Annotated in this window: 19 protein-coding genes; 12 read left to right on the forward strand and 7 right to left on the reverse strand. The window is 71.1% G+C overall.

Annotated elements, in window-relative coordinates; all coding sequences use genetic code 11:
• Positions 1 to 217 precede the first annotated feature (217 nt).
• The 7 genes from ACFWV8_RS22515 to ACFWV8_RS22545 all read left to right on the forward strand — a co-directional run bounded on the left by ACFWV8_RS22515 (position 218) and on the right by ACFWV8_RS22545 (position 10763).
• The gene (locus ACFWV8_RS22515; protein ID WP_384205108.1) at positions 218 to 2377 is read left to right on the forward strand and encodes a RecQ family ATP-dependent DNA helicase; all 2160 of its coding nucleotides are present in this window, start codon (positions 218 to 220) and stop codon (positions 2375 to 2377) included.
• Positions 2378 to 2503: 126 nt separating this feature from the next.
• Positions 2504 to 3907, forward strand: a complete 1404-nt coding sequence (locus tag ACFWV8_RS22520; RefSeq protein WP_384205113.1) for a DUF4192 domain-containing protein — start codon at positions 2504 to 2506, stop codon at positions 3905 to 3907.
• Between the two features lie 266 nt (positions 3908 to 4173).
• Complete coding sequence (locus ACFWV8_RS22525) at positions 4174 to 4935, forward strand: NUDIX domain-containing protein (protein ID WP_329380625.1); 762 nt, start codon at positions 4174 to 4176, stop codon at positions 4933 to 4935.
• Positions 4936 to 5052: 117 nt separating this feature from the next.
• Positions 5053 to 6792, forward strand: coding sequence for an ATP-binding cassette domain-containing protein (locus tag ACFWV8_RS22530; protein ID WP_384205121.1), 1740 nt, complete (start codon positions 5053 to 5055; stop codon positions 6790 to 6792).
• 159 nt (positions 6793 to 6951) lie between these two features.
• Positions 6952 to 7839, forward strand: coding sequence for a FadR/GntR family transcriptional regulator (locus tag ACFWV8_RS22535; protein WP_384205126.1), 888 nt, complete (start codon positions 6952 to 6954; stop codon positions 7837 to 7839).
• Between the two features lie 381 nt (positions 7840 to 8220).
• The gene (locus tag ACFWV8_RS22540) at positions 8221 to 9768 is read left to right on the forward strand and encodes an RNA polymerase sigma factor (protein WP_329380617.1); all 1548 of its coding nucleotides are present in this window, start codon (positions 8221 to 8223) and stop codon (positions 9766 to 9768) included.
• 146 nt (positions 9769 to 9914) lie between these two features.
• A complete protein-coding gene (locus ACFWV8_RS22545) occupies positions 9915 to 10763 on the forward strand; it encodes a S1 family peptidase (RefSeq protein ID WP_384205132.1) in 849 nt (282 codons plus the stop codon).
• A 123-nt stretch (positions 10764 to 10886) separates the two neighbouring features.
• On the opposite strand, the gene ACFWV8_RS22550 is transcribed toward ACFWV8_RS22545, so the two are convergent.
• Complete coding sequence (locus tag ACFWV8_RS22550; protein WP_355187431.1) at positions 10887 to 11117, reverse strand: hypothetical protein; 231 nt, start codon at positions 11115 to 11117, stop codon at positions 10887 to 10889.
• Between the two features lie 433 nt (positions 11118 to 11550).
• On the opposite strand from ACFWV8_RS22550, the gene ACFWV8_RS22555 reads away from it, so the two are divergent.
• Entirely contained in the window at positions 11551 to 13677 is a 2127-nt protein-coding gene (locus ACFWV8_RS22555) for a type IIA DNA topoisomerase subunit B (protein WP_384205142.1), read from the forward strand.
• A 90-nt stretch (positions 13678 to 13767) separates the two neighbouring features.
• Here ACFWV8_RS22555 and ACFWV8_RS22560 read toward each other — a convergent pair whose 3' ends face one another.
• The 4 genes from ACFWV8_RS22560 to ACFWV8_RS22575 form a co-directional block, all read right to left on the reverse strand.
• Complete coding sequence (locus ACFWV8_RS22560) at positions 13768 to 14529, reverse strand: SDR family NAD(P)-dependent oxidoreductase (protein WP_384205148.1); 762 nt, start codon at positions 14527 to 14529, stop codon at positions 13768 to 13770.
• Between the two features lie 37 nt (positions 14530 to 14566).
• Positions 14567 to 15523: an NADP-dependent oxidoreductase gene (locus ACFWV8_RS22565; RefSeq protein WP_384205154.1), complete on the reverse strand. Its 957-nt coding sequence runs from the start codon at positions 15521 to 15523 to the stop codon at positions 14567 to 14569.
• 1 nt (position 15524) lies between these two features.
• Positions 15525 to 16007, reverse strand: a complete 483-nt coding sequence (locus ACFWV8_RS22570; protein ID WP_384205159.1) for a Gfo/Idh/MocA family oxidoreductase — start codon at positions 16005 to 16007, stop codon at positions 15525 to 15527.
• A 104-nt stretch (positions 16008 to 16111) separates the two neighbouring features.
• Positions 16112 to 16693, reverse strand: a complete 582-nt coding sequence (locus ACFWV8_RS22575; protein ID WP_384205166.1) for a TetR/AcrR family transcriptional regulator — start codon at positions 16691 to 16693, stop codon at positions 16112 to 16114.
• A gap of 182 nt (positions 16694 to 16875) precedes the next feature.
• On the opposite strand from ACFWV8_RS22575, the gene ACFWV8_RS22580 reads away from it, so the two are divergent.
• The 4 genes from ACFWV8_RS22580 to ACFWV8_RS22595 all read left to right on the forward strand — a co-directional run bounded on the left by ACFWV8_RS22580 (position 16876) and on the right by ACFWV8_RS22595 (position 21058).
• Complete coding sequence (locus ACFWV8_RS22580; protein WP_384205171.1) at positions 16876 to 18117, forward strand: sensor histidine kinase; 1242 nt, start codon at positions 16876 to 16878, stop codon at positions 18115 to 18117.
• Entirely contained in the window at positions 18114 to 18782 is a 669-nt protein-coding gene (locus ACFWV8_RS22585) for a response regulator transcription factor (protein ID WP_329380595.1), read from the forward strand. The genes ACFWV8_RS22580 and ACFWV8_RS22585 overlap by 4 nt, the downstream gene beginning before the upstream one ends.
• Positions 18783 to 18878: 96 nt before the next feature.
• On the forward strand, positions 18879 to 19409 hold the full coding sequence (locus tag ACFWV8_RS22590; protein ID WP_384205179.1) for a DUF485 domain-containing protein: 531 nt from the start codon (positions 18879 to 18881) through the stop codon (positions 19407 to 19409).
• Positions 19406 to 21058: a cation acetate symporter gene (locus ACFWV8_RS22595; RefSeq protein WP_384205185.1), complete on the forward strand. Its 1653-nt coding sequence runs from the start codon at positions 19406 to 19408 to the stop codon at positions 21056 to 21058. Before ACFWV8_RS22590 ends, ACFWV8_RS22595 begins: the two co-directional genes overlap by 4 nt.
• 44 nt (positions 21059 to 21102) lie before the next feature.
• Here the strand turns inward: ACFWV8_RS22595 and ACFWV8_RS22600 are convergent, their stop codons facing one another.
• A complete protein-coding gene (locus ACFWV8_RS22600; RefSeq protein WP_384205192.1) occupies positions 21103 to 21783 on the reverse strand; it encodes a response regulator in 681 nt (226 codons plus the stop codon).
• On the reverse strand, positions 21780 to 23504 hold the full coding sequence (locus tag ACFWV8_RS22605) for an ATP-binding protein (protein WP_384205198.1): 1725 nt from the start codon (positions 23502 to 23504) through the stop codon (positions 21780 to 21782). The genes ACFWV8_RS22600 and ACFWV8_RS22605 overlap by 4 nt, the downstream gene beginning before the upstream one ends.
• Between the last annotated feature and the right edge of the window lie 277 nt (positions 23505 to 23781).

The raw sequence follows: 23781 nt of genomic DNA on the forward strand, positions 1-23781 counted from the left end.
CGCCCACAGTGCGGGCTGGGTCGGGTGAGGCACGCCGGGGCACAGTCCCTCCGGACCGCGAACGATCCGACCGTGCGGGGGGCTTCTCCAATTCTTGCGGGCACTTGGGCGGGCGGCAACGAGCAAATGACGTCGCTGACCGGAATAGGGGGGAATGGCGGTGATATCCCTGCCTGGGATTCGCCGATTGTCAGTGGCATCGGGTTGCATGGGGGGCATGGACAACCTGGAGCTCCGTGCTGAAGCCGACACCGTCCTCGCCGAGCTCGTCGGTGCCCCCGGGGGTTCGGCGCGGCTGCGGGAGGACCAGTGGCAGGCGGTGGCCGCCCTGGTGGAGGAGCGCAGGCGGGCGCTGGTGGTGCAGCGCACCGGTTGGGGCAAGTCGGCCGTGTACTTCGTGGCCACCGCGTTGCTGCGCCGGCGTGGCGCGGGTCCGACGGTGATCATCTCGCCGCTGCTGGCGCTGATGCGTAACCAGGTCGAGGCGGCGGCGCGAGCCGGGATCCAGGCCCGCACGATCAACTCGGCCAACCCGGAGGAGTGGGAGACGATCTACGGGGAGGTCGAGCGCGGCGAGACAGACGTGCTGCTCGTCAGTCCGGAGCGTCTCAACTCCGTGGATTTCCGCGATCAGGTGCTGCCCGGGCTCGCGGCCACGACCGGTCTGCTCGTGGTCGACGAGGCGCACTGCATCTCCGACTGGGGGCACGACTTCCGGCCCGACTACCGCCGGTTGCGCACGATGCTGGCGGAGTTGCCGACCGGGGTGCCGGTGCTGGCCACGACGGCGACGGCGAACGCGCGGGTGACCGCCGATGTGGCCGAGCAGTTGGGGACGGGGGGTGAGGACGCCCTTGTTCTGCGGGGGCCGCTGGACCGGGAGAGCCTCAGGCTGGGTGTCCTGGAGCTGCCGAACGCGGCGAACCGGCTGGCGTGGCTGGGGGAGCGGCTGGGCGATCTGCCGGGTTCGGGGATCATTTACACGCTGACGGTCGCGGCGGCGGAGGAGGTCGCGGCGTTCCTGCGCCAGCGCGGGTATCCGGTGGCCTCCTACACGGGCAAGACGGAGAACGCCGACCGGCTCCAGGCGGAGGAGGATCTGCTGGCGAACCGGGTGAAGGCGCTGGTGGCGACCTCGGCGCTGGGAATGGGCTTCGACAAGCCGGACCTGGGATTCGTCGTGCACCTGGGGTCGCCCTCGTCCCCGATCGCCTATTACCAGCAGGTGGGGCGTGCGGGGCGCGGTGTGGACCACGCGGATGTGCTGCTTCTGCCGGGGCGGGAGGACGAGGCGATCTGGGCGTACTTCGCGTCGGTGGGCTTCCCTCCCGAGGAACAGGTCCGGCGCACGCTGGCGGTCCTGGAGGACGCGGGCCGTCCGCTGTCGCTGCCGGCCCTGGAGCCGTTGGTGGATCTTCGGCGCTCGCGTCTTGAGACGATGCTGAAGGTGCTGGACGTGGACGGGGCGGTCAAGCGCGTGAAGGGGGGCTGGACCGCGACGGGGCAGCCGTGGGCGTACGACGCGGAGCGGTATGCCTGGGTCGCCAAGCAGCGGGCCGCCGAACAGCAGGCCATGCGGGACTATGTGGCGACCACCGGTTGCCGGATGGAGTTCCTGCAGCGGCAGCTCGACGACGAGAAGGCGGCCCCCTGCGGTCGCTGCGACACCTGCGCCGGGCCCTGGCTCGATCCCGCGGTCTCCGCCGCGGCCCTCGCGGCGGCGACGGGCGAGCTGGACCGTCCGGGAGTCGAGGTCGAGCCCCGCAAGATGTGGCCGACCGGTCTCGCCGCTGTCGGCATGGACCTCAAGGGCCGAATTCCCGCTGGGCAGCAGGCAGTCACGGGACGTGCGCTGGGCAGGCTGTCGGACATCGGCTGGGGCAACCGCCTGCGTCCGCTCCTGTCGGCGCAGGCGGCGGACGGGCAGGTCCCGGACGACGTGCTGAACGCGGTCGTGACGGTGCTGGCCGACTGGGCCCGCTCGCCGGGCGGCTGGGCCAGTGGCTCCCCCGACGCGGTGGCCCGGCCGGTGGGCGTCGTCGCCATGCCCTCCCGCTCCCGCCCGCGACTGGTCGCCTCACTGGCCGAGGGCGTGGCCCGGGTCGGACGGCTCCCGCTGCTGGGCAGCCTGGTCTACACGCCGCAGGCCGACGAGCACGCGGCGCATCGCAGCAACTCCGCCCAGCGGCTGCGCGCCCTGGCCGCCTCGTTCGCGGTCTCCGGCGAACTCGCCGCGGCTCTGGCCGACACGCCTGGCCCGGTCCTGCTTGTCGACGACTACGCCGACTCCGGCTGGACCATGGCGGTGGGCGCACGCCTGCTGCGCCAGCAGGGCGCCGATCAGGTACTCCCGCTGGTACTGGCCCAGGCCGGCTAGACGTACTGGCCCAGGCCGGGTGGACCGGCTCGCGCGCAACGACAGATCGCGAATGCCGGAGCCGGCCTGTGGATAACGTTATCCACAGGGGTCGCGGGATTCCGGCTTACGCGGGACCGTCGAGTCATGAACAAGCACAGCGAACCGACCCGTCCCGCCGACCAGCAGCAAGTCACCCTGCGCAGCCCTGCCGAGCTCGCCGATGCCCTGCCATTTCTGATGGGATTCCATCCCTCCGACTCGATCGTTCTCGTCGCGCTGCACGGTGAGGAGGGCCGCTTCGGCGGGCGGCTGAGGCTTGGGATCCCGCGCTCGCCCCGCGAATGGGCGCCGGTCTCCGAGCAGTTGGCCCTGTGCCTGGTGGAGGGGAGCGAGCGGCGCGGGTCCCGGCCGGACGGGATTGTCGCCTTCCTCTGCCAGGATCCGGGGGAGGGTGCCACGGGCCGTGGCGTACGCGACCGCCTGCAGCCGCTCGCGCAGCTGATCCGCACGGGCTTCGGCGGCCTCGACATCCCCGTGCACGAGGTGCTCTGCATCTCCGACGGCCGTTTCTGGTCCTACTGCTGCCCGGACACGCGCTGTTGTCCACCGGAGGGCACCCCGCTGGCACTGCCCGGTACCTCCGTGATGGCCGCGGCGTCCACCTACGCGGGGATCCAAGTGCGGGGATCTCTCAGGGAGATGGAGGCACGACTGGAGCCCTGGCCCGGTTCGGCGAGCAGGGCGGCGGAACAGGAACAGGCGCTGGACGAGGCCGCGGGCGCGCTGGTGCCGATGATCCTGGGCGGTGGGGACCGCGAGGAGGTCGGGGCGTCGACACTCCGGACCGCCCGGGGACTGATGGACCGTCTGGCACAGACGCCACCCGCGCCGCCGCGCAGGGAAGAGGGCGGGCGGGCCGGCGGGGGAGCTGTCGAGGGCACGGACACCACGGACGACCTGCTCATCGCCGACGATGAAGCGGCGGCGGTCATCATCGGCCTTCAGGACCGGGAGATCCGCGACCGCGCGGCCCAGTGGATGGAGGGGCCCGACGCGGAGGCGGCGCTGCGGCTCTGGCGGGCCCTGGCCCGCCGGTGCGTCGGTTCCTACGCCGAACACGCGGTCGCGCCGCTGACCCTCGCCGGGTGGGTCGCCTGGTCCTGCGGAGACGAACCGGCGGCCCGGGTCGCGCTCGGCCTGGCCCTGCGGCTCGACCCCACGTACACCTTCGCCCAACTCCTCCACCAGGCCTTCAACGAAGGGCTGGATCCGGAGACCCTGCGGCGCTGCATGCGCGCGGAGCGCATCGCCACCGCCACCGAAACCGCCACGGGGAGCCCGCGTCCCCGCCGGGCGCGGCAGTCCACGACGAAGCAGGCCAGGAAGACGATGAAGAGGGTGGTGAGGAAAGCGACGATCAAAAGGGCGACGATCAAGAAGGAGGCGCCCAGGACGGTGCCGGCACCGAGGTCCCGGCCCGGCGGCCCGGTGCCGCGTGGCCGGACCGCCGGCCGCGGTGGGCAGCGGGGGACGAAAAGCGGCAGGTGAGAGAGGGGCCTGCCACAGGTGCCGAGTGCCCGGTGGGGGGAGCGAGGGTGCGACGGCGCCTCTCGCCCCGCGCCTCACCCGACGCGCCGCACAGGCCGTGCGAACGCCGCTTCCCACGTCCTCCCACGTCCTGCCGGAAGCCGGACGGCCGAGTGGGCGGTCGCCGGGTTTGGGCGCCGTGGAGCCCGGCGCCGGGGCGGCGAAGAAGTCGGCGGACCTGAGCGGAACGGGTGTTTATCGTCAGGCAGACGACTAAGATCACCGGCATGTCGCCCTACGACCCGTCGGCTTACCCCCCTTTCGCAGTCACCGTCGACCTGGTCGTGCTCACCGTGCGCCGCCACGCCCTGTGCGCACTGGTTGTACGGCGTGGTGAGGCACCCTTCCAGGGGCGCTGGGCGCTGCCCGGCGGCTTCGTCAAGGGCGATGAGGATCTTGGTGCGGCGGCCGCGCGCGAGCTGGCCGAGGAGACGGGGCTGTGCGCGCACGACCCGGCCTCGCCCGCGGCGAACGGCGCCCATCTGGAACAGCTCGCCACCTACGGCGCCCCGGAGCGCGACCCCCGGATGAGGGTCGTGAGTGTCGCCCATCTGGCGCTCGCGCCCGACCTGCCCGCACCCCGCGCGGGTGGTGACGCCAACAGCGCCCGCTGGGCCCCGGTGGACGCGCTGCTCGACTACGAGGGCGGCTTCGGCCGTGACGACGAACAGCCCGCGCCGCTCGCCTTCGACCACGCGCGCATCCTCGGGGACGGGGTGGAGCGGGCCCGCTCCAAGATCGAGTACTCCTCGCTGGCCACCGCCTTCTGCCCGGCGGAGTTCACGGTCGGCGAGCTCCGCAGGGTGTACGAGGCGGTGTGGGGCGTCGCGCTCGATCCCCGTAACTTCCACCGCAAGGTGACCGGCACGCCGGGCTTTCTGGTGCCCTCCGGCGGGACCACCACACGGCAGGGCGGGCGGCCGGCCCAGCTCTTCCGGGCGGGCGGGGCCACGGTCCTCAACCCGCCGATGCTGCGCCCCGAGGTCTGACCCCACCGCCTGACACCCCCTAGTCACCACCCTGCGCAATAAGTCGGATATGTCGCGTTATCGTTCTGCGGTACTCATACTGCCCCCGAGCGGTCTCACCTCCCCGCGAGAGAAGCGATGCTCCAGGCCATCGGACTCACCAGCACCCCCCACCGCGATCTCCCGCCCGCCGTGGACGATCTGACCTTTGATGCCGCGACCGGAAGCGTCACGGCCCTGCTCGGCGCCGAGGGCGCCGGCAAGACCACCGCCCTGCGGCTGATGCTCGAACTCGAATCCGGCCGCGGGATCACCTACTTCCGAGGCCGGCCCCTCCACCGCATCGCCCACCCCGCCCGTGAGGTCGGCGTCCTTCTCGGCGACGTGCCGGGCCACCCTTCGCGCACCGCCAAGGGCCAGCTCCGGATGCTCTGCGCCGCCGCCGGCGTGCCCGCCGCGCGTGCCGACGTCCTGCTCGACCTGGTCGGCATCGGCGCCCTGCGCGACGAACCGCTGGGCTCCCTCTCCCTCGGCATGGACCGCAGACTCGGCCTCGCCGCCGCCCTGTTGGGCGACCCGCACACGCTCGTCCTCGACGAACCCGCCGCCGGTCTCTCCCCCCGTGAGAGCGGCTGGCTGCACGGACTGCTCCGGGCGCACGCGGCCAATGGCGGCACCGTTCTCTTCACCACCAGTGATCCCAAGGAGGCGGCCCGCACCGCCGATCGAGTCGTCACCGTCCACGAAGGCCGCCTCGTCGCCGACCAGGACGCCGCCGACTTCGCGCGGACCCGGCTGCGCCCGCGCGTCGTGATCCGTACCCCGCACGCGGCCAGGCTCGCCGACGCCGTGAACCGCGAGGCGCGCGCGGAGCGCCGCTCCGTCGAGGTCGTCACGGACTCCGGCGGGCGGCTGACCGTCTTCGGCAGCAACTGCGCCGAGTTGGGCGAGACGGCCTTCCGGCACAACATCCTTGTCCACCAACTCGCCGACGAGACAGGCGACACCGGCCCGGCACCACCCCCCGCGCCGGCCTCAGAGGTACGGCCGGCGCCCCCGGAGACCGGCACCGGCCCCCTGCCGCCTCCGCTGCCCGCGCGGCCCGTGCGCAGCCCGCTGCGGCCTTTCTGGTACGAGCTCCGCCGCTTCCTCGGCGTACGGACCCCCTGGCTGGTCGCCGCCGCCGTCCTGATCGCCTCCCTCGCCCTGAGCCTGCCGCTCGCCCGTACCGGCGGCACCCCGCTGCCCGGCCTCCTCGCGGCCTGGCCCGCGTTCCTCCCGCTGCCACCGGCCGCCCTGGGGGCGGGCCTGCTCGGCGCGTTCGCCTTCGGCGACGAGTACCGCTACCCGGCGCTCGCCGCCGGACGGGGCACCGTTCCGCGCCGGATCGGCCTGCTGCTCGCCAAACTCACCGTCACCGGCACGGCCGCCCTGCTGCTCGCGGCCCTCACCGTCGTCGCCGACTCACAGGCCATGAGGCTGGTGTACGGCGGGGGCACGGACGTGGTGCCCCCGGACTGGCCCGCGCTCGTGGTCAGTTGGGCCGGACTGACCGTCGGCTGCGCCTGGGCGGGTCTCCTCGGGGCCGGCATCTTCCGGGTCACCGGCGCCGGGGTCGCCGCCGTTCTCGCCGTACCGGTCGTGGTCGTCCCCCTCGTACAGAAGGGGCTTGCCGTCCCGTCGGCGCGTTCGATCGTCGGACTGCCGGCCAGGCTGCGTGAACTGGCGTGGCCGCAATGGCCGGAGGCCGCCGACCGCTGGCTGGTGGCGACGGGCCGGGTGCTTTCCCAGCCCGTCGGGGCCGCGCTGGCGCTGTCGTTGTCCGCCCTGCTCTGCGCGTATCTGTTCACGAGCCTTCGCCGCAGGGCCCGTTGGTGATCGCTGGATGACCGGAGCTATCGCACTTGCCCATAACTCCCTGATTCCGCCCGCTTCTTTACGATAAGTCGTCAATCGAAGGGTGGGCGCCGATCACCCTTTCGTGTGCTTTTCACCAAAGACCTCAAGGGGCCGACGAGCGGAGCCGACAAAGGATGCGTGAGTACCCTTGCGCACACCATGATGACCGCCGCCCGCTCAGTCGAATCCGGCCTCCCGGCCCCGGGCGGAATCGACCGCTACCCCTACCCGGAGACGCCCGGCGCCGACCGCATTCCCACCCCCGCCTGGGAGGGCACGGACAACGAGTTGGGCCGGGTCGGCCGGCGCTCGGCGGGCAGCCGGGGCCGTGGACTGCACGGCCAACTCGTCCAGCAGCTCGGCCAGATGATCGTCTCCGGCGATCTGGGCGCCGACCGGCCGCTCGTACCGGAGGAGATCGGCCAGCGCTTCGAGGTCTCCCGCACGGTGGTCCGCGAGTCGCTGCGCGTCCTTGAGGCCAAGGGCCTCGTCAGCGCCCGCCCCAACGTCGGCACCCGGGTCCGGCCGGTCAGCGACTGGAACCTGCTGGACGCCGACATCATCGAGTGGCGGGCGTTCGGCCCCCAGCGTGACGACCAGCGCCGCGAACTGACCGAGCTGCGCTGGACGATCGAGCCGCTCGCCGCCCGTCTCGCCGCCGGCCACGGCCGGGAGGACGTCCAGCAGCGGCTGGCCGACATGGTCGAGATCATGGGGCACGCCATCGCCCAGGCCGACTCGATCACGTTCTCGCGCGCCGACGCCGAGTTCCACTCCCTGCTGATCCAGCTCGCGGGCAACCGGATGCTGGAGCACCTGTCGGGGATCGTCTCGGCGGCCCTCCAGGTCTCCGGCGGCCCCGTCACGGGCTGTGACCGACCCACCGACGCGTCGCTGGCGCACCACGCGCGGATCGTCGAGGCCCTGGCGGCGGGCGACTCCCAGGGGGCCGAATCCGCCATGCGGCAGCTTCTGATGGTGCACCCTGAAGTGGAACGAGTCGTTCCCGCGCCGCGCGAGCACTGACGCGGTCACGGGGGTACTGAGGGCGAGTCCCGCGGTGCCGAGCAGGAAAAGAGAGGTCAGGACGGACGGGGGCGTACGCGTCACGTGCCGCCGGACCCCAGGGACCGGCGGCACGAACGCGCGATAAAACCCTTCTGGCTGCTTTGCCGTAAATGAGGTGTGACTCGGGCCACGTGGATTGGGCGTAACACTCCACGAGGCAGGGCGATGACCTAAGAGGTGACAGCCACAGAGGGAATAGCGCCACGAGGAGTGGCGCTGTATCCAGCCTCCGAGGTCCAGCCCGCGCCGTCGGCGCATCCCCAGTCGACGGTCGTCGGCTCCGCCCCGATCCTTGGGGAGGGAGCCGGAAGCCGTTTCCATCGTTCCGAGAGGTTGTTCGTGTCGGCCAGCACATCCCGTACGCTCCCGCCGGAGATCGCCGAGTCCGAGTCTGTGATGGCGCTCATCGAGCGGGGAAAGGCTGATGGGCAGATCGCCGGCGACGACGTGCGTCGGGCCTTCGAGGCTGACCAGATTCCGCCAACCCAGTGGAAGAATGTTCTGCGCAGCCTCAACCAGATCCTCGAGGAAGAGGGTGTGACGCTGATGGTCAGTGCCGCGGAGTCGCCGAAGCGCGCCCGCAAGAGCGTCGCTGCGAAGAGCCCGGCGAAGCGCACCGCCACCAAGACAGTCGCCGCCAAGACCGTTCATACGAAGACCGTCGCGGCCACCGCCGCCCCGGTCGCCGAGACCGTCGAGACGCCCGCCGACGAGAGTGCCGCGCCCGCCAGGAAGACGGCGGCGAAGAAGACCGTGGCCAAGAAGGCGGCGGCCAAGAAGACCGCCGTCAAGAAGGTCGCGGCGAAGAAGACCGCGGGCAAGAAGGACGCCGACGAGGCCGCCGAGGGCGAGGAGACGGCCGAGGAGGTCCAGGCGGGCAAGGGCGAGGAGGAGGAGACCGAGGGCGAGAACAAGGGCTTCGTACTCTCCGACGACGACGAGGACGACGCGCCCGCCCAGCAGGTCGCCGTCGCGGGCGCCACCGCCGACCCGGTCAAGGACTACCTCAAGCAGATCGGCAAGGTCCCGCTCCTCAACGCCGAGCAGGAGGTCGAACTCGCCAAGCGGATCGAGGCCGGTCTGTTCGCCGAGGACAAGCTGGCGAACGCCGACAAGCTCGCCCCCAAGCTCAAGCGCGAGCTGGAGATCATCGCCGAGGACGGGCGCCGCGCCAAGAACCACCTGCTGGAGGCCAACCTCCGACTGGTGGTCTCGCTGGCCAAGCGCTACACCGGCCGCGGCATGCTCTTCCTGGACCTGATCCAGGAGGGCAACCTGGGTCTGATCCGCGCGGTCGAGAAGTTCGACTACACCAAGGGCTACAAGTTCTCGACGTACGCCACCTGGTGGATCCGGCAGGCGATCACCCGCGCCATGGCCGACCAGGCCCGCACCATCCGTATCCCGGTGCACATGGTCGAGGTCATCAACAAGCTCGCGCGCGTGCAGCGTCAGATGCTCCAGGACCTGGGCCGTGAGCCCACCCCGGAGGAGCTGGCCAAGGAGCTCGACATGACCCCTGAGAAGGTCATCGAGGTCCAGAAGTACGGTCGCGAGCCGATCTCCCTGCACACCCCGCTGGGTGAGGACGGGGACAGCGAGTTCGGTGACCTCATCGAGGACTCCGAGGCGGTCGTCCCGGCCGACGCGGTCAGTTTCACGCTTCTCCAGGAGCAGCTGCACTCGGTGCTCGACACGCTCTCCGAGCGTGAGGCCGGCGTGGTCTCCATGCGCTTCGGTCTGACCGACGGCCAGCCCAAGACACTGGACGAGATCGGCAAGGTCTACGGCGTGACGCGTGAGCGCATTCGTCAGATCGAGTCGAAGACGATGTCCAAGCTCCGTCACCCGTCGCGTTCGCAGGTTCTGCGCGACTACCTGGACTAGGCCGGTTTCTCCTGCCTTGCGCAGCCCGTTCCGAGGGCCCGCGATCCCGACCGGGATTGCGGGCCCTCAGGCGTTGCGGGGATGCGTTTGTCGGCTCAATGGGTGACTCTGTGTCAGTAGGAGTCACCGGAGAGTCAGGAGTCAGTATGCGTCGCCCTATTGCCCGAGTGCTCACGGGAGGACTGGCCACGATCGCCGCGGGGGCGGTGCTGCCGCTCGTGTCCCCCGTGCCGGCCGCCGCGGACCGCGTGGTCGTGGGAGGGGAGCCGGCTCCGGCCGCTGAGAGTCCCTGGGTCGTGGCGCTGTCCAGCCGTGAGCGGTTCGGGAACACCCGCGCGGGCCAGTTCTGCGGCGGCGCGGTCGTGGCGCCCACGAAGGTGCTCACGGCCGCGCACTGCATGGGCAGGGACGTGCTCGGGGTGAAGCCCGAGGACGTGACCGACCTGCGGGTCATCGCGGGCCGGGAGGAGCTGCGGGGGAAGGGCGGCAGGGAGGTGCGGGTCGGTTCCGTACGGATCGATCCGGCGTACGACCCGGCGACCCACGCCTCGGACCTCGCGGTGCTGACGCTGGCCGAGCCGCTGCCCGCGCGGTACACCGTGAGGCCGGCCGATCCGGGCTCGGAGGCCCTGGCCCCCGGCACCCCGGCGAAGGTGTTCGGCTGGGGCGACACCAGCGGCCGGGGCGCATACGCCTCCGCGCTGCGCTCCGCCCCGGTGACGGTCCTGGCGGACTCCGAGTGCGAGCGGGCCTACCCCGGGGGCTCAGGGGGCCGCTACGAGGCCTCTACGATGCTCTGCGCCGGCGATCCCGATGGCGGGCACGACGCCTGCCAGGGCGACAGCGGAGGGCCGCTGGTGGCCCGTGGGCGGCTCATCGGGCTGGTCTCGTGGGGAAGCGGCTGCGGGAAGGCCGGGAGTCCGGGGGTCTACACCCGGATCACCTCGGCGGGGGACCAGGTGGCCGAGGCCACGGGAACGGGGCTTACGCGCTGAGGGCCGTCAGGCGCTGATCCAGGCGCTGATCAACGAGAACGGGCCGCCGTCCCGGTGTCTGCCGGGGTGGCGGCCCGTCGGCCGGTCCTGGATCGGCCCTTGGCTCGTCGTGGATGCGAGGGATCAGCGTTCCTCTTCACCGGCGGCGGCCTGCACGGCCGTCAGTCGGTCGGTCTCATCCTGTATTTCCGCGGCGATCTTCTTGAGTTCCGGCTCGAACTTGCGTCCGTGATGGGCGCAGAAGAGCAGTTCACCACCGCTGGTCAGGACGACGCGCAGATATGCCTGGGCGCCGCAGCGGTCGCAGCGGTCAGCGGCCGTCAGCGGGCTCGCGGGGGTCAGAACAGTAGTCACGTCGCCTCTTCTCTAGCTCGACGAGCTGTCGTACCAGGGTCAACATCCAACCAGGCCGAAAACGTTCCCGCTCGCGGCCTTTCCTCGAAACTTCTTCCCGAGGCGGCTGTCTGTCGCCGGTTGGCGGCGAATGAGCCGTATTGCTTAGCTTTACGGTTTCGCGTTGCTTGTCAGGGGGTCGATCCTCCCGGCCGGCTTGCCGGTTGTTGATGAGGACGTGCCCGGAGCCTAAATGGTTCATGCCTGGAAGGGAACGTGATGTGTGCTTCACTCCATCGAGGGATCGAACACTCATGCGAGCCTCGGCTAGCATGAGAATTCAATAGGGTGGCGCTACAACGGCTCTACCAGGCCTCTGTACCCTCTGAGCGGCGACCGATGCCGGGCCCTTACCCACCGGGCCACATTTCAAATTCAGCGAGGAGCGAACCGCGTGACCGCCGAGACGTCCGTGCCGTCCAGTGCGCTGCTGACCGCAGACCGTGACGGTTCCAACTACACCGCGCGGCACCTGCTCGTCCTTGAGGGGCTCGAAGCGGTCCGGAAGCGACCCGGTATGTACATCGGGTCCACCGACAGCCGTGGCCTGATGCACTGCCTCTGGGAAATCATCGACAACTCCGTCGACGAGGCCCTGGGGGGTTACTGCGACCATATCGACGTCACTCTGCACGAGGACGGCTCCGTCGAGGTCAAGGACAACGGCCGGGGCATCCCTGTCGACGTCGAGCCCAAGACCGGCCTCTCCGGTATCGAGGTCGTCATGACGAAGCTCCACGCGGGCGGAAAGTTCGGCGGCGGCTCGTACGCGGCGTCCGGCGGTCTGCACGGCGTGGGCGCCTCCGTCGTCAACGCCCTCTCGGCCCGGCTGGACGTCGAGGTGGACCGCAACAGCGCCGTGCACGCGATCAGCTTCCGCCGCGGTGTCCCCGGCATGTTCACGGAATCGGGCCCCGACGCCCCCTTCGACCCCGCGAACGGGCTGCTCAAGGGCAAGCGGGTGCCCAAGACGCGCACCGGCACCCGGATCCGGTACTGGGCGGACCGGCAGATCTTCCTCAAGGACGCCAGGCTCTCGCTGGAGACGCTGCACCAGCGGGCCCGCCAGACCGCCTTCCTCGTGCCCGGCCTGACCATCGTCGTGCGCGACGAGCGGGCGGCCGGCGAGAGCGAGGGCGGCGAGACGATCGAGGAGACGTTCCGCTACGACGGCGGGATCAGCGAGTTCTGCGAGTACCTGGCGCAGGACAAGGCCGTCTGCGACGTGCTGCGGCTGACCGGCCAGGGCGTCTTCAAGGAGACCGTGCCCGTCCTGGACGACCGCGGTCATATGACGCCCACCGAGGTCACCCGCGAGCTGGGCGTCGACATCGCGCTGCGCTGGGGCACCGGGTACGACACCACGATGCGCAGCTACGTCAACATCATCGCCACCCCCAAGGGCGGCACGCACATGACCGGCTTCGAGCGCGCCGTGACCAAGACGGTCAACGAGACGCTGCGCTCGGCGAAGCTCCTGCGCGTCGCCGAGGACGACGTCGTCAAGGACGACGCCCTGGAAGGGCTCACGGCCGTGGTCACGGTGCGGCTGGCCGAGCCGCAGTTCGAGGGGCAGACCAAGGAGATCCTCGGGACGTCGGCGGCCAACCGGATCGTCGCCAACGTGGTCTCCAAGGAGCTCAAGGAGTTCCTGACGTCGACCAAGCGCGATGCGAAGGCGCAGGCGCGCGCCGTGCTGGAGAAGGTCGTCGCCGCGGCCCGTACGCGTATCGCCGCCCGTCAGCACAAGGAGGCGCAGCGCAGGAAGACGGCGCTGGAGACCTCCTCGCTGCCGGCCAAGCTCGCCGACTGCCGCAGCGACGACGTGGAGCGCAGCGAGCTGTTCATCGTGGAGGGGGACTCGGCGCTCGGTACGGCCAAGCTCGCCCGGAACAGCGAATTCCAGGCACTGCTGCCGATCCGGGGCAAGATCCTGAACGTTCAGAAGTCGTCGGTGTCCGACATGCTGAAGAACGCCGAGTGCGGCGCGATCATCCAGGTCATAGGGGCCGGGTCGGGCAGGACGTTCGACATCGACGCCGCGCGCTACGGCAAGATCGTGCTGCTGGTCGACGCCGATGTCGACGGGGCCCACATCCGCTGTCTGCTGCTGACGCTGTTCCAGCGCTACATGCGCTCGATGGTGGAGGCGGGTCGCGTCTTCGCGGCGGTGCCGCCCCTGCACCGGGTGGAGCTCGTGCAGCCCAAGAAGGGCCAGGACAAGTACGTCTACACGTACTCGGACAACGAGCTGCGGCAGACGCTCCTGGAGTTCCAGCGCAAGAACGTGCGCTACAAGGACTCCATCCAGCGCTACAAGGGCCTCGGTGAGATGGACGCCGACCAGCTCGCGGAGACCACGATGGACCCGCGCCACCGCACCCTGCGGCGGATCAACATCGGGGACCTCGAATCGTCCGAGCAGGTCTTCGACCTGCTCATGGGCAACGAGGTCGCGCCCCGCAAGGAGTTCATCACCAGCTCGGCCGCGACGCTGGACCGCGCCAGGATCGACGTCTGACCCGCGGCGGAGCGACTGCGCGTGCCAGGTGCGCGGGCCCGGAGATCTTCCTCCGGCCCGCGCACGGTCCGCGCCCGCGCCGACGGGATGTCAGCGGGCGGTGAAGCCGCCGTCCACGGCGAGCGCGGCGCCGTTGATGAACGTGCTCTCGTCGCTGAGGAGAAAAGCGGTGAACGCGGCGACATCTTCCTCGGAGCCCGCCCGTCCGGTCGGCAGCTGTCCCAGAAACAGGTTCTCGATCTCCGGGTAGGCCGCCACGGCGGTGCGCCACAGAGGTGTGTCGATGAGCCCGGTCAACAGCGCGTTGACCCTGACGCCTTCTTTCGCCGAGTCGAGCGAGGCGGAGCGGGTCAGGCCCACCACACCGTGCTTGGCCGCCGTATAGGCGGGCATGCTCGCGTCACCCACCGCGCCGGCCGTGGAGGCGTTGTTCACGATCCCGCCACCGCCCGACGCCGCGATGGCCGGGATCTCGTACTTCAGGCTGTAGAACACGCTGGTCAGATTCGCCTCGATCATGTTGTGCCAGAAGGCGGCGTCGGTCTCTCCGAGGGTGCGCTGGTTGTCGCCTCCGCCCGCGTTGTTGAACGCTCCGTGCAGGCCCCCGAACTCGCTGACCGCGAAGTCCACGAGGCGGGACAGCTCCTCCTCCCTCGTGACGTCGGTCCGTACGAAGAACGCCCGGCCGCCCATGGCTCCGATCTCCTCCGTGGTCGCTTCACCGCGCGCTGCGTCGCGCGCGCCGATGACGACAGTCGCGCCTTCGGACGCCGCGCGTCTGGCGAAGGCCGCGCCCATGCCGGAGGTGCCTCCGGTGACGATGACGACCTTGGACTGAAGTTGTCGGGACATCTCTGCTGCTCCATTCATCGTGCGGGGCGTCGCCCCGTCAGAAGTCGAGGACGAGGCGGCCCCTGATGCCGCCTCTTTCAAGGTCTCGGTGGGCCTCGGCGGCCTGGTCGATGGGGTAGGTGCGGGCCACCCTCAGCGTGAGGGTGCCGTCCTCCGCCTGCCGGGCCAGTCGGTCCAGGACGTCGTGGCGTCCGTCGTAGGTGTGGACGTACACCGAGTGCGAGGTGATGCCGCGTCCGCCGGATGCGGTACCACTCGCGGGCTCGGCAGGCCCGCGCACGACCGCCATGGCCCCGCCGTCGCGGAGCGCGGCCGACAGCGTGCCGCCGATGGCGGCGGCGTCGAGGAGACCGTCGGCCCCGCCGGGGACCGCCTCGCGGATGCGCTCCGCCACGTCCCGGCCCCGCCGTACGACGGCGTCCGCGCCCAGCGTGGACACCAGCGCTTCGTCGGCGGGGGAGGCGTCGGCCACGACCGTCAGGCCCTCCGCCTTGGCCAGTTGGACCGCGAATCCGCCGACGCCGCCCGCCGCCCCCGTGACCGTCAGGACCTGGCCGGGGGCGAGGTCCAGAAGGTCCAGCGCCCTGCGGGCTGTGAGCCCGTTCAAGGGCAGCGTCGAGGCCTGGGCGTGGCCGGTGTCGCGAGGTGCCCTCACGACGAACGCGGCAGGCAGTACCACGTGCTCCGCGTACGCGCCGCCGGCCGGCCGGGTCGGATTGACCAGCGCGACGACATGATCGCCGATCGCGAGCCCGGTACGGGTTCCCGCTCCGATCTCGTCGACGACACCGGCCGCGTCCAGCCCGGGGATATGGGGCGGCGGTCCCTGGAGCAGTCCGGCCGCCATGCCGGTCCGGATCAGGGTGTCGGCGGGAGAGACCGCCGCCGCACGCACCCTGACGCGGATCTCGCCCGGACCGGCGTGGCGGTCGGGCAGTTCACGCACCCGCAGGACGTCGGGCCCGCCGTAGTGCTGGAGTGCCACGGCCTTCACGTCAGGCCTCCTCGCCGGTCGCGGTGGCGCGAAGGCGCTGGCGTACGCCCGTCGCGGACGCTTTCTCAACGGCGTCGATGACGTGGTGGCGGGTGAGCGCGTAGGCGAAGTCGGGTGCCACACGCGTGCCTTCGGCCAGGTCGCGGGCGAACTGCGCGTACAGCTGCGCGACGTTGTGGGCCGGGCTGGTCACGTCTGCCGCCGCCCCGCCGAAGTACTTCTCGGGCACGGTCAGTTCGGCCACCGCGACGACGACCAGGTCGACGCCGGTGTCGGCGATGAGTTCCACGTGGCTGTCGTAGGCGGCAGCGGCGCCGAACTCCTTCGCGGCGGCCTCGGCGGACTCCCTGCGCGAGGTACTGACCGCTCGCAGGTCGTAGCCGGGCAGCGCACGCAGCGCGGGAACGTGGCCGAGCGCGGCCCATCCGCCGATGCTTCCTCCGACTATGCCGACGCCGATCGTGTTGGGGGGACGTGTGGTCATGAGAGCCTCCGAGCATTTAAATAATGAACGATCATTACAGAAATAGAACAGGGATGGACCCGGGAGATCGGGTGTGAACGGTGCCGTCCGGGGCTCCGCCCGCCTCAGTTGAGGCAGCGCAAGGCGGTGTCCACTGTCGCCATCAACGAGGTCCGGTCGGGACGGACCGCCCCGATCACGCGCAGCCCTTGCAGGCACATCACCAGGAACTGCGCGGTGTCGACGGCGCTGCGGTCCTCGGCCAGCTCGCCGGCCGCCTGGGCGCGCGTGATGAGCCGGGTCAAGGACTCCTCCAGCGACTCGATCGTCCCGCGCAGCCGGTCGCGGACCTCGTCCTCGCGGTGGGCCCGTTCCATGGACCCGGCCACGATCAGGCACGCCTGCCGGCTGCCGTCCCGCACGATCTCGTCGACCACGCCGGTCATGACCTCGCGGATGAGCCTGCGGGCGGGCATGTCCGCCGTGAGCATTTCGGACAGAGGGGCGGCGTACCGCTCGCGGTACCGGTCCAGCGCCGCGAGGTAGAGCCCCTCCTTGCTCCCGAAGGCTCCGTAGAGGGAGCCGCGCCCGACGTTCGTCGCGTCGACGAGGTCCTGGATCGAAGCCCCTTCGAAGCCCTTCTGCCGGAACACCGACATCGCGGCCTCCACGGCCGCCTCCGTGTCGAACTCCCTGGTCCGTGCCATGTTCCCGACCGTAGCTTATATGGAATGAGCAGTCAAGATATTTCGGGTTCATCCGTATCGAGCGCGTGTCCGCCGAGCTCCACCCACGGGTGGAGCCCGGTGCCCTTCCCCGCTCCACCCGGGAGAGGATTCCGCCGGCCGCTCGGCTCCGTAGCATCGGAGCCGAGAGAGAGGGCTTCGGGATGCCGATCGGCGCAGGGACCGCATGGCCGAGCAGAGAGGCGCTGACCCGGGTGGGGGTGCCGCCCGTCAGGACGGCGCTGGACTATCTGCTGGCCGGTGCGCTCATCTGCTGGCTGGCGGTGACCGCGTACACCGCGGATGTCTTCCACGGCTGGTCGGCGGCCGTGCCCGCGCTGGGCCTGCTCTGCTTCGTGGCGGTCGTGGTGCTCTTCTTCCGGTCGACCGTCGCGGGGCGGCTGCTTCCCTCGCTGGGGCTGCTTCTCGTGGTCGCGCTCCTCGGAGGCGGCGCGGACGCGGCGGGGGCCGAGGCGACAGCCGCGCTGCTCTGGGTCCTCGGCGGCGTCCTCGCGATGGACAGACTGCCGCTCGCACCGGCCCTGGGTGCCTGGTCGGCGCTGTTCGCCGCCCTCGCGCTGGCCAACAGCGAGGCGCTCCCGTCCGTGGCGGTGACCATGAGCGCCGTCCTGCTCGGCGGCTACACACTGCGGCTCGACGCCCAGGCCCGCGCGGCCGGATTCCGGCTGCTGGCGGAGGAGCGCGCCGCGCGGGCCGCCGAGGCCGAGTCGGCGGCGCTCGCCGAGCGGGCCAGGATCGCCCGCGAGATCCACGACGTGCTGGCCCACAGCCTCTCCGCCCAGCTCGTTCATCTGGAGGCGGCCCGGCTCCAGATCGAGGGCGGGTACGACCGCGAGCAGGTGCTCCGGCGGGTGGTGGAGGCGCGGGGCATGGCGAGGCAGGGCCTGGCCGAGACGCGGCAGGCGCTCTCGGCGCTCCGTGGCCAGATGGTGCCCGTCGAGGACTACCTGCGCGAACTGGCGGTCGACGGAGTGCGTACCGAGGTCGTGGGGGAGCCCCGGCTGCTGCCCGTGAAGGCCTCGCAGGCGGTACGCCGTGTCGCGCAGGAGGCTGTCACGAACGCGCGCAAGCACGCTCCGGGGGCGGGCGTGACGATGCGGCTGGAGTACGGGGACGGCATGGTGACGCTGGAGGTACGGGACGACGGGACGGACGCGCCGGGCAGCGAACTGGCCGCCTCCGGCTCCGGGTTCGGTCTCCTCGGGATGCGGGAGCGTGCCGAACTACTCGGCGGCAGCCTGGAGGCCGGACCCTCGGCCTCCGTAGGAGGCGGCGCCGGGGCCGGCGCGGAAACCAACGGCTCGGGCCCGCCCGGCCGGTCCGAGGGCCCGCCCGGCCGGTCCGAGGGTGCGGGCTTCACCGTGCGTCTGCGGGTGCCGGCATGACCGCCCGGGTGATCGTGGTCGACGATCAGGCCGTGGTGCGCGAGGGCATCGTCATGCTGCTCGGGCTGATGCCCGGCATCGACGTCGTCGGCGCCGCGAAGGACGGCCTCGACGCGGTGGCCCTCGTCGGCGAACTCGCCCCCGACGTCGTCCTGATGGACCTGCGCATGCCGCGCTGCGACGGGGTCGAGGCGACCCGACTGATCCGCGAGCGGTACCCGGCGACCCAGGTCGTGGTGCTCACCACCTATGACGACGACGATTCGCTGTTCCCCGCCCTTCGGGCGGGCGCGCGCGGCTATCTGACCAAGGACGCGGGCGGTGACGAGATCGTCAAGGCCGTCCAGGACGTGATGGCGGGGGACGCCGGGCTCGCCCCGGCGGTGCAGCGCCGGCTGCTGGAGCGGGTCAGCGCGGCGTCCGCCGCGGCGGAGCGCGAGGCGGCCCCCGACGGGCTCACCGCCCGTGAGACCGAGGTGCTGTCCCTGGTCGCGGAGGGGCTCTCCAACCACGAGATCGCCCGCCGGCTGCACATCGGCGCTGCCACGGTGAAGACCCACATCAACAACATCTTCGCCAAGGCCGGGGTACGCGACCGGGCTCAGGCGGTGCGCTACGCCTATCAGCACGGCCTCATCCGGCCACCCGGGACAAACATCACCTGATGGGGTGAAGTCGGGGAGAGAGGAGTCCGGGATCTTCCCGATCCGCCCATCCTTGGGGCGCGGCCGAAAAGGCTCGCTGACAAGGAGAGTTGACCGGTGGAGAAGCAGGAAGGGCGCGGCGCCCAAGCGGTGCGGACCGACGACCCCTGGTACGACGCGCTGGCCTCCGGCTGGGGTGAACTGGACGGTACGGGCACGCCGACGGGCCCGGTCGCGTCCGCGACGGCCGAGCCCGCCGCCGGGATCGGCGCCGCGGAGGACGGAGTCCGGCCCCGCGCGGCCGACATCTATCTGGAGGTCCAGCGGAGCGCGGCCTTCCAGGAGGTACGTGCCCGCTACCGCCGGTTCGTCGTGCCGGCCACGGTCGCCTTCCTGGGCTGGTATCTGGCGTATGTCGTCGCCGCGACCACGGCGCCGGATCTGATGGCGCGCCCGGTGGCGGGGGCGGTGAACGTGGCGATGGTCGCCGGGCTCGGCCAGTTCCTCAGCACCTTCCTGCTGACCTGGGCGTACTCGCGCCATGCCCGGCTGCACCGGGACCGGGACGCGCTGGATCTGCGCTGGAGTGTCTTCGACCGGACGAGGAGCCGGGACCCGGGGCGGGCGGCGGCGGGGGAGCGGCGATGAGCGGCGACCACCAGACCCTGGCGCTGCTGCTGTTCAGCGCGTTCGTCGCCGTCACCCTCGGCATCACCACCTGGGTGAGCCGCCACCGGCAGGGCTCGGCCGAGGAGTTCTACACCGGCGGACGGCTCTTCTCTCCCATGGAGAATGGTTTCGCCATCGCCGGTGACTACATGTCCGCCGCCTCCTTCCTCGGTATCTCCGGCCTCATCGCCCTCTTCGGCTACGACGGCATGCTCTACTCCGTCGGCTTCCTCGTCGCCTGGCTCGTCGTCCTGCTGCTGGTGGCCGAACTCGTACGCAACTGCGGCCGGTTCACGCTGGCCGACGTCGTCGCCGCGCGGATGCGCGAGCGCCCGGTCAGGATCGCGGCGGGAACTTCCTCCGTCGCCGTGTCCGTTCTCTATCTGGTGGCGCAGATGGTCGGGGCGGGCAGTCTGGTCGCGCTGCTGCTGGGGGGTACGAGCGAGGCGGCGCGCTCGTGGACGGTGATCGGCGTGGGCGCGCTGATGGTCGTCTATGTGACGCTGGGCGGGATGCGGGCCACCACCTGGATCCAGATCGTCAAGGCCGTGCTGCTGATGGCCGGCACGGTCGCGCTGACCGTTCTCGTACTGCTCCGTTTCCACGGCGACTTCAACGCGCTACTCAACGCCGCGGCCGAACGCAGCGGCCACGGAGACGAGTTCCTCCTCCCTGGTCTCGCCTACGGCGGGGGCTGGACCGCGCGCTTCGACTTCATCAGTCTGGGGCTCGCCCTGGTGCTGGGTACGGCCGGGCTGCCGCACATCCTCTCCCGCTTCTACACCGTGCCGACCGCCCGCGCCGCGCGCCGTTCCGTCGTCTGGTCCATCGGACTGATCGGCGGCTTCTATCTGATGACGATCGTGCTCGGCTTCGGCGCCGCCGCCGTGGTCGGCACCGACGAGGTGCGCGCGTCCAGCGCGGCGGGGAACACGGCGGTGCCACTGCTCGCGCTGGACCTGGGCGGCGGCGCGGGTTCCACCGGCGGGACGGTTCTCTTCGCCGTGGTCGCCGCCGTCGCCTTCGCGACGATCCTCGCCGTCGTCGCAGGCATCACGCTCGCCTCCTCGGCCTCCGTCGCGCACGACCTCTACGCCTCGCTCAAGCGCCCGCACCGGAACGCCCACCGGAACACTCATGCGAACTCCCGCACCGACACCCACCCCAACTCCCGTGCCGAGCCGCGCAGCGAGGTCGCCGTCGCCAGGTTCGCGGCGGCCGGTATCGGTGCCGTGGCCATCGCGCTCGGGCTGCTCGCACGCGACCTCAACGTGGCGTTTCTCGTCGGGCTCGCGTTCGCCGTCGCCGCCTCGGCCAATCTGCCGGTGCTGCTCTACTCGCTGTTCTGGCGGAACTTCACCACGCGCGGAGCTGTCTGGTCGGTCTACGGCGGCCTGGTGCCCGCCGTGCTGCTGGTGGTGTTCTCACCGGTCGTCTCCGGAAGCCCCGAGGCGATCTTCCCCGGCGTGGACTTCCATGTCTTCCCGCTCCAGAATCCCGGCCTGGTCTCGATCCCGCTCGGCTTCCTGGCGGGCTGGATCGGCACGGTCCGCTCAACCGAACCGGCGGACGAGGCCAAGCACGCGGAGTCCGAGGTGCGTTCACTCACCGGTGCGGGCGCCGTCTGACGGGGTGGGGCCTGATCCGAAAGACACGCTCAGGCCGCCCCGGCTCAGCCGCTCGCCGCCCACGCGTACCGGTGCTCGGGGCGGCCCGTCTCGCCGTACCGGAGGCTGAGCCGTACCCGCCCCGCCCGCTCCAGCAGCTTGAGATACCGCTGCGCCGTCTGCCGGCTCATGCCCGCGCTCTCGGCGATCTCGTGCGCCGAGAGCGGCCCTTCGGCGCCGAGCAGCACCTGCCGTACCACCTCGGCGGTGTACGGCGAGTGGCCCTTGGGCAGTTCGGGCGGCGGGGCCGGGGCCGACAGGGCGCCGAACATCCGGTCCACGTCGGCCTGTTCGGCCTCGCCGCCGCTCTCCAGCTTGCGGCGGAGCCTCGCGTACGCCTCCAGTTTGGTGCGCAGTCCGGCGAAGCTGAACGGTTTGACCAGGTACTGGAGCGCCCCGTGGCGCATCGCCGACTGGATCGTGGCGACATCGCGCGCGGCGGTCACCATGATCACGTCGGCCAGGTGGCCGAGCCCGCGCAGTTCCCGTACGACCGAGAGGCCGTTGCGGTCGGGCAGATGGTGGTCGAGAAGGATTAGATCGACGGGCCGCTCGGCGAGCCGGGTGAGTGCCTCCGCCCCCGAATGCGCCTTCGCGACGACCCGGAAGCCGGCCACCTTCGCCACATACGCGGTGTTGATGTCGGCGACCCGGATGTCGTCGTCCACGACCAGTACGTCGATCATCGTGTCTCTCCTGTGGTGACGGGCCCCGCCGGAGGGCGTACGGAGCCGTCCGCCGGCGCGGCGTCCCCGGTCTCCGGCGAGGTGTCCCCCGCCGTGCCCGGCTCCAGTGGGTCGGCCAGCGCCTCAGGCAGTACGACGGTGAACTCCGCGCCCCCGTCGGCGGATTCGGCGACCCGCGCGCTGCCGCCCTGACGCTCGGCGAGCCTGCTCACCATGGCGAGGCCCAGCCCGCGCCGCCCGTGCGAGGGCGGCTGCTTCGTCGTCCAGCCCTCGGTGAAGACCAACTCGCGCCGCTCCGGCGGGACTCCGGGACCGCTGTCGGAGATCCGCAGGACGACCGTACGGCCCTCGGCCCGTACCTCCACCTCGATGCGCGCGTCATCGGAGCCGGCCGCCGCGTCCAGCGCGTTGTCCACGAGATTGCCGAGCACCGTGACCAGCCCCTGCGGGTCGACGAGCCGGTCGGGCAGCAGGGTGGCGGGCGAGATGCGCAGCGAGACGCCCCGCTCGGCGGCGACGGTGGCCTTGCCGACCAGCAGCGCGGCCGGCAGCGGATCGTGGATCCGCTCGGTGACCTGCTCGGCGGTGGCCCGGTGGACCCCGACGACCTCGGTCACGAACTCCGCCGCCTCGTCGTGCATCTCCAGCTCAAGCAGTCCCAGCAGCGTGTGCATCCGGTTGGCGTGCTCGTGGTCCTGGGCGCGCAGCGCGTCGATGAGCCCGCGTGTGGCGTCCAGCTCACGGCCCAGCTGTTCCAGCTCCGTACGGTCACGGAGCGTGGCGACCGCGCCGCCGTCGTCCGTCGGCATCCGGTTGGCGATGAGGACCCGGCCGCCGCTCACGGTCAGCAGGTCGTCGCCGGCCACCCGGCCCGCCAGCACGTCGGTGGTACGCCCGGGGCCGAGCACCACGTCGAGCGGCTGTCCGGTGGCCTCGGGCCCGAGGCCCAGCAGCCGCTGTGCCTCGTCGTTCATCAGGCGGATCCGCCCGGTCCCGTCGAGGGCGATCACTCCCTCGCGCAGGCTGTGCAGCATGGCCTCGCGCTCCGCGAGCAGCGCCGAGATGTCGGAGAAGGCCAGATCGTGGGTCTGCCGCTGGAGCCGTCGGGAGATCAGATACGCGGCCAGCGCGCCGACGGCCAGGGCGCCGCCCGCGTACGCGAGGAGTCCGGGGATCGTCGCCAGCAGACGTGTCCGGACGCTGTCGTAGGCGATGCCCACCGAGACGGCGCCGATGATCTTCCCCGACCCGTCGCGCAGCGGGACCTTTCCGCGCGCCGAGCGGCCGAGGGTGCCGCTGTCTATCTCCATGACGTCCTTGCCGGCGATGGCCTGGCTGGGGTCGGTGGAGACGACCCGGCCTATCTGGCCGGTGTCGGTGTGCGACCAGCGCACTCCGCGTCTGTCCATGATCACGACATACTCGGCGCCGGTGGCCTGCCGGATGCGTTCGGCCTCCGCCTGCACCGGCCCGTCCACCGAGGGCCGCGACGCCAGCAGCGCGTCGGCGACCGGCTCGGAGGCGGTCGTCTCGGCGATCGCGAGCGCCCTGCGCATCGCCTGGTCGTCGAGCTGGTCGCTCAGCGGTCTGAGGAAGAGTCCGGTGGCGAGCACGGCGGTGCCCGCGGCGATGGCCAGCTGCATCAGCAGCACCTGTGAGAAGACGCGCCGTGGCCAGCCGAATCGCCGCCGTCGCTGCGAGGTCGTCGGTCCGGCACTCATGGTCAAGAACGGTAGACGGCGCAGGTGTCTATCTGAAAATTCCAGAATGACGCAAATGACTTACGTGATTTGCGGCCCGCTTGCGGCCTGCTGAAAGTTCGGTGGAAGGCTGACTGATAGGAGCTGGTGGGTCCGTCTTGGGTGCTTTCGAGCCAGAGAACGGCCGAGTTGGTGCTGTCGGACTGGTGGACGCTCTCGAATTTCTCTGCAACTCTCTGACCGCGCAACGCAAAAGATCCCTCTCGTCAGTGCAGAAACGCTTGTCGCACCAGCCAGG

This window comes from Streptomyces sp. NPDC058665 (genome assembly GCF_042714995.1).
Taxonomy (GTDB): Bacteria; Actinomycetota; Actinomycetes; order Streptomycetales; family Streptomycetaceae; genus Streptomyces.